Below are 12,898 nucleotides of genomic sequence, written 5' to 3'. Positions count from 1 at the left end.
TGAATCCGGACCCTTCAAGTGGGTCCGAGTTTGACGGTGTTGTTTCGCTGTGCCCTGCTCAGGTTCGCGAGTCAAGCCATTGCGCGGAACGCGCGGTTCCCCCAGGGAGAGTGTCGAGGAATTCTCGAGCAAAGGTGTCGTGGCCGTGTCCACTGATTGCCTCGAGTGCCCGTGTCATGTCTCCAGACAGAACAGCAGCACGCAGCTCCCGGTGACGGGCAACATTCTCGCTCGGCGTCTCGACAATGTTGAGACGCCTGAGATTCAGTGACATACAGAGTTTCACCTGCATAGTTATCTGCCGGTAGCTCGCAACGATGCGAGAGTTGCCACATAGTTTGACCAGCTCAGTGTGAAAGGCATAACTGGCTTGGATACGACCGAACTCGTCGTCGCCGTCCTCAAACTCATGAGCCAGGCGACCCAATGCAACGTCCAAGTCCTGAGTGTCTATTTTGGTGATGTCGTCGGAATATCGATACAGATGGGTGACAGCCATCTGCTCGAGGCCCTCACGAAAGGCGAGGATCTCGAATACATCGTTCTGGCTGAGATCCGCGACGCGTACACCAGCACGCGCTCGGCGAATCACCAACCCAGAACCTTCGAGTATCCTCAGTCCCTCACGAACTGGAGCTCGGGAGACACCTAGTCGACTACAGAGATGCTCCTCGACGATGCGGTCGCCTGGTCCAAGTTCCCCGCGGAACACGAGTTCGCTGATTTTGTCCGCTGCCAGCTCGGCCAGGCTTGGACTATCGATGATCGAATCCGTCGCCCGTGATGGTGCCATCATCCGCTTGTCCCTCCATTCTTGAGCGAGTGCCTCAACGATGACGTGCAACTCGCCCACTGATAGCCTATTGTAGACAATCGACAGTGACTTGCAACACAGTGAGGTGGACACAATGACCCAGACGACATATGAATCGATGACCGTCTCGACGGACCCCCCAGGCCCTCTCTCAGGAATCACAGTTCTCGAGGTCGGTGTCTTTATCGCCGGACCGTTCGCAACGATGCAGCTTGCTGATATGGGCGCACGAGTGATCAAGATCGAAACCCCTGGCACAGGAGACTCGACTCGAGCGTCCGGGCCGCACATAGGCGGAGAATCCAGCCCATTCATGCGCCTGAACCGGAACAAGGAGTCCATCGTCCTTGACCTCAAATCAGACGCAGGACGAGCCTCTTTCAGGGCTCTCCTCAATACAGCAGACGTACTGGTGGAGAACCTGCGCCCCGGATCTCTCAAGAAGATGGGCTTCGGGTACGACGATCTCAAAGACGACCACCCGGGACTGGTCTACGCTTCGGCATCCGGCTGGGGACAGGACGGCCCACTTGCCCCACTGGCCGGACTCGACATCATGGCCCAGGCGCGGTCGGGGCTCATGAGCATCACTGGCTTTCCCAACCAGCCTCCGGTCAAGGTCGGAGTCCCGATCTGCGATCTCACCACCGCACTCTATATGGCCCTCGGTATCGTATCGGCACTCTACGAGCGCAGAACTTCCGGGCGGGGCCAACATCTCGATGTATCGCTCTTCGAATCCGCCGTCTCTCTCGCGGTTTGGGAAGCCGGTAGTTACTATGGCGCAGGCAAGGTGGGGCGGCCCAACGGGTCGGCACATCAGGCGCAAGCACCCTACCAAGCGGTGTCGGCCAAGGACGGTTATGTGACTATCGGGGCGAATACACAGGCCACCTGGCTACGTTTCTGCTCGGCCTTCGACCTCGCCTTTCTCGAAGAGAACGAATTGTTCTCCGAACCCACGACGCGCCTGGAAAACCGGGAAGCACTCATCGCGATCATCGAAGAAGAGTTCGCCGAGCGCGAGGTTGAGGAAATCCTCGAAGAGATGAACAGAGTTGGGGTTCCCGCAGCCCCGATCAATGACTTCGAACAGGTATTCAATGACGATCACCTCAAGGCCCGCGACTACTTCTGGGACTCACAGCACCCCACTCTCGGACCGGTCAGACAGCTGGGCAATCCGATGCGCTTCTCCCGCTCGCAACTCACTCGCGGTACAGCGGGCCCCTCTCTGGGAGCCGATACGGACAATGTTCTTGACGAACTAATGGAGCAGGCGGAAGGAGACCGGCGATGACAACAGCAGAAATTCTCACCGAGGTGCGTGATTCCGCTCTCCATGTCACCTTCAATCGGCCCGAAGCTCGGAACGCAATGACCTGGGAGATGTACCAAGGTCTCGCCGAGGCGGCGGCGAGAGTCGATGACAATGAGAGCCTCCGGGTACTCGTCCTCCGTGGAGCCGGTGGGCGGGCATTCGTCGCGGGGACGGACATCGCACAATTCCGAGGCTTCACCGGTGAGAACGGGGTCGCCTATGAGAAGCGAATCGACGAAGTCCTCAGCGCGCTCGCCTCGGTTGCCAAACCTGTCGTCGCTGTCATCGACGGACACTGCGTGGGAGGGGGGCTGGGGATTGCAGCCTGCGCAGACGTCCGGATCGCCTCCCCTGGCGCATCGTTTTCGGTTCCGATTGCGAAGACGCTCGGAAACACCCTTTCGGCAAGTACCTTGCGCAGACTCGTACGAGCCTTCGGCGAACCCCGTGTGGCTTCGATGTTGCTGACTGCCAGGCGAGTCGATGCGAAAGAGGCTCTCGCCAGCGGTTTCCTCACCTCCGTCGAAGAGGATCTCGATACTGCCGCTGGTCGGACCATCGCGAGCATTACCAGCGGAGCACCACTCACGCAGTGGTCCATCAAAGAGAATCTGCGCCGCCTAAATTCTTCAGAACCTGTTGACGATTCCGATGTCGTCGCTGCAGTTTACGGCAGTGAGGATTTCGCTGCGGCCGTAGAATCATTCCTGGCGAAAAAGCCGATGGAGTGGCGTGGGCGATGAGTATGGCGTCCAATTTCGTCTAGGCACGCAAGCTCCCAGAACCACCCGACGGCCCAGATACCTGGCGCCAGGTTGCTGGGCCGCCGTCGGGTAGCAATTAGGGGTGTTTGGTGGATATGGCGACTGCTGTGAGGCAGGTCAGGCAGATGACCGCCACCGCCGCTAAAGACACCGTGTACGACAGCGCGGGCAGCAGGGCGGCGAGCACCGTGGGCAGCAGGAAGCCGGAGTACGCCAGCGAATAGTAGACCCCGGTGATGCCGGCGAGCTCCTGCGGTGAGGCGATGGCCTGGACGATGATGAGCCCGGAGACCACACAGATTCCGTACGCGACGCCGAGCACGATCGCCACGATGAACGCGAGGATCGGGTCCGCCAGGGGTGCGGCCACCGCACCGAGCCCCATCCCCACGGTCATCAGCCCGAGTCCGACGACGAGCGCGCGCCCGCCGGTCAGCCGGTTGATCCACGGCACGATGTTCTGCACCAGCGCACCGGCTCCGAGCGTGACGACGGTGAGCACCGTGGCGTACAGCGTCGTCCACTCCCCCAGCTCGCCCTGCACGATTGCCGGCATCACGGCATAGGCGACCCCAGCGGCACCGAACACCCACGGCGCGGCCGGCACGATCAGGCGCAGGAACGTCCGATGCGCGACGAGCGGGACGCGCAGACCGTGCCACCAATGGCCTGCTGCCTGTTGGTCGCGCGGCATCGATTCCGGCGCGAAGATCACCAGGATCAGTGCGGCGAGGTTGAGGACTCCGTGCACGGCGTAGGGCACGACTTCGGGCACCGGCCCCCATTGGGCCAGGCATCCGGTGACCGCCGCACCCATGGCAAACCCCAAGGTCAGCGTCAGTGAGGGCCGCCGGGCACCGGCAGTGATTCCGGCCGTGTGATCGAACGGCGGGGCCGAGAGCTCCTTGATCCAGCTCGTGCCCACCGACATCGCCACTCCGACGCCGATTCCCGCGAGCACCCGGCCCAGGCAGAGCAGCCAGAACAGATCGAAACCGAGCCCGAGCCCGAGGCTGCCGGCGATCGCGGCGAGCGATCCGGCGATGAGGACCGGTTTGCGTCCGTGCCGATCCGACAGCGCCGAGGCGACCAACAATCCCGGAATGAGTCCGCCCACGTACATCCCCAGCAGCAGGTTCGCCTGCCAGATGGCGTATCCGCCGTCCTCCTCATACATGTGCACGAGCGGGGTGAAATGATTGCCGCCCCATGCGAGCAGGAACATCGCCGGGGCCACCATCAGCCACGCCCGTGCCCGCCGTGGCCGTTCCGGCCCACGATCGGGAGCCACCTCACCGAGGTGGGACCTGGCAGGGTTCGGAACCGGCGCTTCGATGTCCGTGGCGGGGGCCGCCTCGGTGTGGATATTCCTATTCCCGGTGGGCACTGCCTCGGCGGCGGTATCGGTCGTGGAGGTCGAGGGGTAAGCGGTCATGGTCCTCCTCAGCGGGACTGCGGGAAGTGGGAGCCTTCGATGTGGTCGCGGACGAGGCGGGCGAAGCCTTCTGCGTCGCCCGCCTCGGCGCGGTCGGTGAGCGTTTCGTGCTCGGTCAGGAGCGTGTCGAGGGTGTGCGGCGCGTCGATGGCGACCTGGAAGGTCAGGCGGGCCAGGCGCGGGCCCATGGTCGTGAGCATCTCGGTGACGATGGCGTTGTCGCCGCTGCGGATGAGGCGGGCGTGGAAGGCATAGTCGGCGCTGGCGAAGCCGAGCGGATCGCCCCCGTCAAGTGCCTTCCTCTGCTCGCCGAGCAGGGTGCGCAGATCGGCGGCCAGAGCGGTGAGGTCGCCGCCGTCGGCCAGTGTCTCCACGGCGTCGATCTCGAACATCGAGCGCACGGCGAGTAGGTCGCGGCGCTCCTTGCCCGTCACGGTGGTCACGAGCGCGCCCTTCTTGGGGACGAGGCGGACGAGGCGCCAACGCTCGAGCTGGAGCATCGCCTCCCGGGCGGGGGTGCGACTGGCGTTGTGCGCAGCGGCGAGGTCGGTCTCGATGAGGAGGTCGCCGGGTTCGTGTCGGCCTTCGATGATCTCCCGGGCGGTCGCCGCGGCCATCCGAACGGCGATCGGAGCAGAGTCGTCGATGCGCTGCCAGGGCAGTGTCAGCAAATCATTCACGAGCCCACAATAACAGATGCATACATTGATGCATGCATCTGATCTCGCTTATGTAAACAGCTGAAAACTGCTACATTCATTGACGGCCCTTTCCGGCCACTAGCACCGCATCGACGAAACGACACGCGAAGACCCACGTCACAGGGAACTTCTGACACGGCACGATCGAGCATTCAACCGCCGAACGTCAGGAGACTTCATGACCTCATCCGTCAATGCCCGCCCGCGATCTGCCGAAGGGTCCGTCGGCCAAGCCGCCTCGTCGAAGCCCCGCGGCACCGGGTGGATGATCGCCGTCGCTGCGGCCGCGGCTTTCCTCGCCACCTTCAACGAGACCTTCCTCAACGTCGCGTTCACACCGATCATGGCCGACCTCGGCGTCGATGTCGCCACCGTGCAGTGGCTGACCACGGCCTACCTCCTCGTCGCGGCGATCTTCGTGCCGATCGCCAACGTCCTCTACCACCGGATCCCGACCCGGGCGCTGTTCGTGTCCGTCACCGCGATCATGGTCTTAGGGTCCGTCGTCGGTGCCCTGGCCCCGAGCTTTGCGGTCCTCCTCATCGGCCGTCTCCTCCAGGCCATCGGCACCGGACTGCTCACCCCGATCGGCATGAATATCACTCTGGCCGCCTCCCCGCGGGAGAAGCTTGGGATGAACATGGGCATCATGGCCGCGATGACGACTCTCGGGCCGTCGCTGGCCATCGTCGCCTCGGGGATGCTGCTGACCATCGCCCCGTGGACGACTCTGATGTGGGTCTTCGGCGCACTCTGCCTCGTCGTCCTTCTGGCCGGCGGGGTCTTCCTGCGCACTGTCGCCGAGCTCGGGCGCCCGAGGTTCGACGCTCTGTCTTTCCTGCTGGTCGCGGTCGCCCTGGTTGGCATCCTCTACGGAGTCACCGCAGCCTTCGGCGGTTCGGCGCTCGTCGCCGGCAGTGCCGGAGTTGCCGGTCTGCTTGCGCTTTGGGGTTTCATCGCCCGGCAGCGTCGCATTGAGCACCCGCTGCTCGATCTGCGTCCTTTCGCCAGCCGCCCCTTCGTCCTCGGCGTGGTCATGACGATGCTCGGACTCGTGTTCGTCTTCGCCATGAACGTCGTCATTCCCCTGTTCCTGCAATCGGCGAAAGACCTGGCTCCGATGGGCGCCTCTCTGGCGTTGGCCCCGGGCATTCTGCTCACCGTGGTTCTCGGCCCGGTGGCCGGGCGACTCTTCGACCGACACGGCGGACGCTGGTCGATCCCGCTCGGTTTCCTCGTCATGGCTGTCTTCGTCACTCTCGTCGGAGTCGCCGCCGGGTTTGATTCCGTACTCGTCTTCGCGCTGCTGTACATTCCGGCGGTGCTGGCCACGGCGTTCGTCATCGGCCCGGCCCAGACCTTTGCGCTGTCCAGCCTTGATCGTGAGACGAGCCCGCACGGCGTCACCGTGGTCTCGACGAGCTTCCAGATCGCCGGCTGCGTCGGCACCTCTCTGGCAGCCGGCATCTATGGCGCCCTCAGCGGTGCGGGGGCCGCGGCCGGTCGCGGTGAGGCGGACTTCCCTGCTGCTGGGCTTCCACGGTGCTGTCGGACTCGTCGTGGCCACCTCGGTGATCGGCATCATCTTGGCATTCCTCGCCAACCGTTCGGTGCGCACCGCCCGCGCCAGCGCCTGACCCCAATTACTACCTGACGGCGGCCCAGCAACCTCGCGCGAGGTTGCTGGGCCGCCGTCAGGTAGTAATTATCGGGAGGGCACTTGGCCGGTAGTCAGCAGGTGGGTGAGTACGTCGGTGACGGTGGCGACCGCGTGGCTGCCGTCGGCCCTCTCCACCAAGGCCAGCTGCACGCTGTCCTCCCGCATCGCCTCGAACGCCCGCACCACGGTCATCGATCCGTCCACGACGGTGACGGGTCGGGCCGCCTCGGTGATGGGAGCATCCTCGGCGAGTCCGAGGACATCCCTGACATGCACCACATGACTCAGCGGGCCGCCAGCCTCGGTGCGCACGAGGATGCGACGGTGACGGTCGTGGCGCGACGCCTCGCGCACCTCCCCTGCAGTCGCTGCCGGACCGACGGCCGTCGGCTCCGGGCGACCGGCCACGAGCTCGTCAAGTGTGAGCCGGGTGAGGTCGAGGGCTCCGAGCAGAGCCTCCGAGGACTCCTTCTCCAAGGTTCCCGCCTGCGCCGAATGCTGCAGCAGCTGCCTCAGGTCCTCGGGCGTGTGCGCCTGATCGACCTCGTCGACGGGTTCGACCTTGACCAGGCGGAGGCACGCGTTCGCAGCGTTGTTGAGCACATGCAGCAGCGGGCGAGTGAGGAACATGAACGCCCGCATCGGCAATGCGAGCATGATCGCCGAGCGTTCCGGATGCGCCACCGCCCACGACTTCGGCGCCATCTCGCCGACGACGAGGTGGAGAAAGGTGACGATGATGAGGGCGAGGACGAAGCCGACGATGTCGGCGATCCACAGCGGCAGGCCCAGCGCCTCGGCGACCGGGGTGATCCAGTGATGGACGGCCGGTTTCGTGATCGCCCCGAGCGCCAGGGTGCAGGCCGTGATGCCCAGCTGCGACCCCGCCAGCAGCACCGACAGTTCGGTCGAGCTGCGCAGGGCGGCTCGGGCCGATCGGCTGTCCGCGGCCGCGTCTTCGAGACGGTGCCGTTTGGCGGCGATGAGCGCGAATTCGACGGCGACGAAGAACGCGCTGAGGCCGATGATGGCGATCGTGATCGCGGCGATGACCCAGGGATTGCTCATCGTGCCACCTCGATTCCGATCCGCAGCCGCGCGGGCACATGCGTGGCCACCTCGATGACGTGGATGACGAGGCGCTCGGTCTCCGGGGTGTCGTCTCCGCCGAGGTCGGCGGGGTCGATCGGCAGTTCGATCGAGACCCGGTCGCCCACCTCGGGGAATCCGCGGAGGTGTTCGATGACGAGTCCCGACAAGGTCTGAGCCGAGGTGGTCGGCAGTTCTCGTTGGAGGACGCGGGCCACCTCGTCGAGGGGGATGATCCCGGGCGCCGTCCAGGTGCCGTCGCCGGTCTCGATGAGTTCTTCGACGATGTGGTCGTGTTCGTCGGCGATGTCGCCGACGAGTTCCTCGCCGAGGTCCTCCATCGTCACGATTCCGGCGAAGCCGCCGTATTCGTCGACGACGCAGGCCATCTGCTCCCGCCGTTCGAGGAGCGTGGCCACCGCGTCCGGCAACGGGAGGGATTCCGGAACGAAGACCGGGTCGCGCAGGAGGGAACGGACCCCGGTCGCGGTGACGGTGTCGGTGGTGCCCGGTGCCGCCGCGGCGACGTTTTCGGTGGTGCCCGACCCCGCCTCGGCGAGGACGTCGAGGAGGTCGATCGTACCGATCACCTGATCATCGGCGTCGAGCACGGGGTAGCGGGAGTGGCCGCGGCTCATCAGTTCGCGCACCTCGTCCAGGGGCGTGTCGATGTCGATGACGTCGACGCGGGAGCGCGGCACTGTGGCGTGGGCGACGCTCTGCTGCGGGAAGTCGAGGATGCGGTCGAGGATGAGCGAATCGTCGTCGACGATCTCGCCGCCCTCCCGGGATTCGGCGACGATGTGCTTGAGGTCGCGCCGGGTGGCGGAGTGGTCGACGTCGTGGACCGGTTCGATGCCGAGGACGCGCAGCAGGGCGTTCGAGGCTTTGTCGAAGATCGTGATGAGCCAGCCGAAGACGGCGAGATAGATCGAGGTCGAACGGGCGAGCCACGTGGCGAGCGCCTCGGGGCGGGCGATGGCCAGGTTCTTCGGGAACAGTTCGCCGAAGAGCATCTGGATGAGCGTCGAGACGAGCAGGGCGAGGACGGTGCCGATGAGCACGCCTGTGCCGGCAGGGACCGGGGTGCCTCCCAGTGCCTCACCGACGGCGGTGCCGATGAGCGGTTCGGCGACGTAGCCGACGAGCAGTCCTGTGACGGTGATGCCCAGCTGCGCGCCGGAGAGCATGAAGGAGGTGCGGCGGGTGATGGACAGGGCCCGGTCCGCGGCTCGATCACCGGAGGCCGAACGTGCGGCCAGACGAGATCGGTCGACGGCCATGTACGCGAATTCCTGCGCCACGAAGTAGCCGGTGGCCACGGTGATGAGGAGGACGACGAGGAGCCCGATGAGGAGCGAGAGCAGCCAGGTCAACGGCGACCACCTGTTCGCGTGCGCTGTGCCCGATCGATATGGGCGTGCGAAGCGTCTGTGCGCGCAATATGAAGTTGGTCAGAGGTGCTGAAAGTGATGTCCCAGCCGGGACTTCGATAGTCGTCCATGGTCCTTCCGAAAGTGATCAAGTGGGCGGCTGGAATCAATTATCCAGGCATCAGCTGGCAAGAGGCTGTGGACGGCGGCGGCAGGGCCCGGACCTGCCGCGCGCCCTCCATTTCAGCTCACGCAGTCGCGGCCTCATCTCGACGATGGATGGCCAGATCGGTCCGACCGGGGAGGATGGTGTCCTTCAGGGCACGCGTGCCCGCGTACTCGCCGTCACTGAGCCGTCGGTACGGCTTTGTCTGCTCCGAATCGAGCGCGCGAAGTCGACCGGTCAGCCGGTCCTTCTCCTCCTGAACCCGCTCCGGGCTGAGGACGTCGGCGTCGTGGATGACGTGCAGGTCGAACGTGTCGATTCCGACGTACCACAGTGCCCCGTGGGTGAGAGGAAACAGCAGGGATTCGACGTCTCCGCTGATGCCGCGATGCCCGATCGACCGCTCGTCTTCGCCGGCAGTCACGACTACCAGGGCACGACGCCCTGAGAGTCCGCCGTCGCCGTACCGACGCGGAACACCGAGGCGGGGGTCGAGATCGCCGAACGCGAAACCTGCTGTCAGAACTCGGTCCAACCATCCCTTGAGGATCGCCGGTGGCCCGTACCACCACAGCGGAAACTGGACGACCAGCAATTCCGCCGCGGCCAGCTTCTCTTGCTCAGCGGTGACATCGGGCGGCAGCGAACCGGCGCTGAAGGCCTCGGCGTTGAGCTCGACGGTGCTTCCTGATCGACTGTTTCCTGACCCGTCACTCCCCGACAGGCTGCTCCCGCCGAGGTCTCGGTGTGAGAGTCGCGGGTCGAAGTCCTGGGAATACAGGTCCGAGGTCGCGACTCGGTACTGTTCGCCGAGGGCACGCACGCCCTCGGTGAAGAGCTGACCGTTCAATGAATCTGGTCTCGGGTGCGCGTGGACCCACAGTGCGCTGCCCGGCACCGGTGGATGGTTGATCGTCATGTGTCCTTCTCCTTGTCGATGTCTGCGGTCTCTTGTTCAATACCTGCGGTCGGCGCCGCCACAGCCGTCACGACTCGCGTGAGAACCCGGCAGGCGTCGGCGGCTCGGATCTGTCGTTCGGTCACTGCTCGGCCAAGACCATCGCCAGCACCGACGATCGCCCACAGCGAAGCCTCGCCGAGGGTGCCCGCAAAGGGGGTCAGCGCCTCACGGCACCTGATGAGGTACTCCTCCACCGTCCGCCGTCGGATGGCGTCCAGCTCGGGCGAACCGGACAGTGCCGCGATCACGTCTGACAGCTCCCGCCCTTCGATGACGTAGCAGTCGATATAGGCAGCGGCAACGACCTCCGCGACGTCCGAGAGCGTCGGCGATACATCGTCCAGAGCCTCATCGAGAGTCTCCAGGCGACGCTTCTCGAAGGCCAGGTACAGCTCGACGAAGACCCTCGATCTGTCACCGAAGTGGTCATAGGCCACGGGCTTGGTGACTCCGGCCGCCTCAGCCAGACGCGCCAGAGTGAAGCTCTCAGTCCCCTGGGACCGGATCATCTCCCGTGCGACATCAAGCAGCTGCTCATGACGGTTTTCCCTGTTCAGCCGCTTCCGTTCTGGCGCGGCTCGCTCTGCTGCCATGCCCTCCACCTCTAATCTACTATTAGTAGGTTACTCCAAGTAGCTTAGGTTTGTCAGTTCGCTTCTTGGCGGCACCGAGAGTCCGAGGTCGTCACCGCGCTCATCACCGTTCGAACGGGTCGTCCGAGCGCATCCCCCAGCTGAAGCCGCGCTCGTAGAGCACCGCGGCATCATGGTCCAAGCGCGCCGAGGCGGTCTGGTCACCGGCGATCGCCATCCGACTCGACCCGCTCAGGGTATAGGTCACCGACTGCCTCAGAGCCGGTTCGTTCGCATACGCCACCGCTGTCTGTCCCGGCTGCCGCAAGGGTTTGAGCTCGAGGTCGAGCGTGTCGTAGTGGCGTGCATAGGTTCCCGTGAGCAGAGTGCCGTCCGCCTGTCGGACCTGGACCTTGGCACGCCCATCGGTGAGTCGATCACCCAGCGCGATCGTCTGCCACCTCTGGTCGTCGGCGCCTTCCTCTTGCGAGTCCGATGTCTCGATCGTCCAGACTCCCGCCGGTGCGGAAGAATCGGTCGAATGCGTCGGTTGCGTTGCGACAATCGCCGCGCTGAACAGAAGCAGGACGAGCCAACCGGCGATCGGTGCGACGATTCCTGCCATCTTGTTCGCTCTCTCCCCGCGGAAGAGACGAGGGCGACGCGGCGCCTGGAGACCACCGGAGCCGACGATCGCAGACACCGTCCTCAGCCCCCAAGGGGCGATGACGATGAGGGCCAGCACCAGCATGAAAATGGAGAGCTGTTTGCCCGGCATGTCGTAGCCGAGGTTGAGCACGAAGATGAACGACATCGATGCAAAGGTCACCAGTCCCCCGAACAGAGCGGTGCGCCGCCAGATCAGCGCCGCGGCCGCACCTACCTCGGCGACTCCGGCAAGCACCTGAAACAGCGGAGAGAATCCGACCATGCGCGACAGCAGTCCCATCGGGCTCATCTCGCCCAAGGTGATGAGAGATTCTCCGATGTCCGGTGCCCCGAACTGTCCGAGCCCGAGTTTGATCACGCCGTTGTAGATCAGCAGCGCGGCAAGCACGAACCTCACGGCGCCATGCAGCCACCACAGCAGCAGGCGTCTACGCGCTGGCGAGTCTGCCTTTCTGTCCTCACGGCGGGGTGCCGAGGCAATTCCCTTAAACATTGACCGTCTCCTCTTCCTCATTCTCCGGGCAGTCACGAGCAGCTGTGGTCTTGCGCTCGAATCCTGCCGGCAGCGATCATTGAGATGCTAAAGTCGGCCGTAACGGCATAGTCAAGGCCGTTCTTCGAAAAGAGTGGGCAGATGAGTTGGAGCACGCAGGAACTCGCTGATCTGGCAGGGACGACGCTGAGAACAGTTCGGCATTACCACGACATCGGCTTGTTGCCTGTGCCGCCCCGAGGAGCGAACGGCTACAAGTCCTACGGGGTCGCGCATCTGACGCTGCTGCTGCGGATCAGACGCCTCGTCGATCTCGGCGCTCCACTTTCGGAGATCCGCGAGATGGACCTCGCCGGAGGCGGACTCGGCGACGCCGACGCCTATGTTGACAAGCTGCGCGAATTGGCCGACGAGACCTCATCCGCGATCAGACGCCTGCAGACCATCAACGCCCAGATCGCCCAAGAACTCTCGGCGCTCACGAACAAGGACAGCGACTCCTCCGAGCCGCTGTCATCAGCCGACGAAGACTTCCTGACAGTGGCGTCACGACTCGTCTCAGAAGAATCAATGGCAGCCTGGAATCAGGTGCGCACGAAGACAGCGGATCATGCAGCTCTCCAGGAGTTCGGCCAGCTGACAGAGGAGATGGATCTCGCGGACGTCCGCCATCTGCCCGAGCGACTCGCCGCTGCGGTTCGCCATCTGCAAGCCGATATCCCTGAGCTCAGCGCGCCCCGATTCGCCTCCAAGCGGGGCCGGAGCTTCGGCGGGCAGGCGTTTCATGTCGCGCTCGCTGAGCTCTACAACTCGACCCAGCTCGAAGTCCTCGCGCGCACAGGGTCAATCCTGCGCGAGCATCCTGCAGACCACGGGTAGG

At 64.5% G+C, this 12,898-nt stretch carries 12 protein-coding genes; 4 read left to right on the top strand and 8 right to left on the bottom strand.

Annotation, left to right across the window (positions count from 1 at the left end; all coding sequences use genetic code 11):
- Positions 1-58: 58 nt before the first annotated feature.
- On the bottom strand, positions 59-853 hold the full coding sequence (locus ACOZ9V_RS02755; RefSeq protein WP_181272301.1) for a GntR family transcriptional regulator: 795 nt from the start codon (positions 851-853) through the stop codon (positions 59-61).
- A 55-nt stretch (positions 854-908) separates the two neighbouring features.
- Here ACOZ9V_RS02755 and ACOZ9V_RS02750 point away from each other — a divergent pair, with 55 nt between their 5' ends.
- Complete coding sequence (locus ACOZ9V_RS02750) at positions 909-2,114, top strand: CaiB/BaiF CoA transferase family protein (RefSeq protein ID WP_308423789.1); 1,206 nt, start codon at positions 909-911, stop codon at positions 2,112-2,114.
- The gene (locus tag ACOZ9V_RS02745; RefSeq protein ID WP_181272300.1) at positions 2,111-2,878 is read left to right on the top strand and encodes an enoyl-CoA hydratase; all 768 of its coding nucleotides are present in this window, start codon (positions 2,111-2,113) and stop codon (positions 2,876-2,878) included. The genes ACOZ9V_RS02750 and ACOZ9V_RS02745 overlap by 4 nt, the downstream gene beginning before the upstream one ends.
- Before the next feature lie 97 nt (positions 2,879-2,975).
- Here the strand turns inward: ACOZ9V_RS02745 and ACOZ9V_RS02740 are convergent, their stop codons facing one another.
- Together ACOZ9V_RS02740 and ACOZ9V_RS02735 are read right to left on the bottom strand one after the other, a co-directional pair.
- Positions 2,976-4,334 carry an MFS transporter gene (locus ACOZ9V_RS02740; RefSeq protein ID WP_229664239.1) on the bottom strand — a complete coding sequence of 453 codons (1,359 nt, stop codon included), beginning with the start codon at positions 4,332-4,334 and terminating at the stop codon, positions 2,976-2,978.
- A gap of 8 nt (positions 4,335-4,342) precedes the next feature.
- Positions 4,343-5,014, bottom strand: coding sequence for a GntR family transcriptional regulator (locus tag ACOZ9V_RS02735; RefSeq protein ID WP_181272299.1), 672 nt, complete (start codon positions 5,012-5,014; stop codon positions 4,343-4,345).
- A 199-nt stretch (positions 5,015-5,213) separates the two neighbouring features.
- On the opposite strand from ACOZ9V_RS02735, the gene ACOZ9V_RS02730 reads away from it, so the two are divergent.
- Positions 5,214-6,689, top strand: a complete 1,476-nt coding sequence (locus ACOZ9V_RS02730; protein WP_219922510.1) for an MFS transporter — start codon at positions 5,214-5,216, stop codon at positions 6,687-6,689.
- Between the two features lie 51 nt (positions 6,690-6,740).
- On the opposite strand, the gene ACOZ9V_RS02725 is transcribed toward ACOZ9V_RS02730, so the two are convergent.
- From ACOZ9V_RS02725 to ACOZ9V_RS02705, 5 genes are all read right to left on the bottom strand, one after another.
- Positions 6,741-7,763 (bottom strand): CNNM domain-containing protein, encoded by a 1,023-nt coding sequence (locus ACOZ9V_RS02725; RefSeq protein WP_139470433.1) that lies wholly within the window; start codon positions 7,761-7,763, stop codon positions 6,741-6,743.
- Positions 7,760-9,160: a hemolysin family protein gene (locus tag ACOZ9V_RS02720; RefSeq protein WP_434593365.1), complete on the bottom strand. Its 1,401-nt coding sequence runs from the start codon at positions 9,158-9,160 to the stop codon at positions 7,760-7,762. The genes ACOZ9V_RS02725 and ACOZ9V_RS02720 overlap by 4 nt, the downstream gene beginning before the upstream one ends.
- Before the next feature lie 245 nt (positions 9,161-9,405).
- Positions 9,406-10,242, bottom strand: a complete 837-nt coding sequence (locus ACOZ9V_RS02715) for an NAD(P)H-dependent oxidoreductase (protein ID WP_139470435.1) — start codon at positions 10,240-10,242, stop codon at positions 9,406-9,408.
- Complete coding sequence (locus tag ACOZ9V_RS02710; protein ID WP_139470436.1) at positions 10,239-10,877, bottom strand: TetR/AcrR family transcriptional regulator; 639 nt, start codon at positions 10,875-10,877, stop codon at positions 10,239-10,241. Before ACOZ9V_RS02710 ends, ACOZ9V_RS02715 begins: the two co-directional genes overlap by 4 nt.
- A 103-nt stretch (positions 10,878-10,980) precedes the next feature.
- The gene (locus ACOZ9V_RS02705; RefSeq protein WP_139470437.1) at positions 10,981-12,018 is read right to left on the bottom strand and encodes a hypothetical protein; all 1,038 of its coding nucleotides are present in this window, start codon (positions 12,016-12,018) and stop codon (positions 10,981-10,983) included.
- Between the two features lie 141 nt (positions 12,019-12,159).
- Between ACOZ9V_RS02705 and ACOZ9V_RS02700 the strand changes: the two genes are divergently transcribed.
- Positions 12,160-12,897 (top strand): MerR family transcriptional regulator, encoded by a 738-nt coding sequence (locus tag ACOZ9V_RS02700; protein ID WP_434593360.1) that lies wholly within the window; start codon positions 12,160-12,162, stop codon positions 12,895-12,897.
- Position 12,898: the final 1 nt, after the last annotated feature.

The sequence above is a fragment of the Brevibacterium sp. 1718 genome, assembly GCF_051131255.1.
In the GTDB taxonomy this organism is placed as follows: domain Bacteria; phylum Actinomycetota; class Actinomycetes; order Actinomycetales; family Brevibacteriaceae; genus Brevibacterium; species Brevibacterium sediminis.
This window is presented reverse-complemented; position numbering and strand designations above follow the sequence as displayed.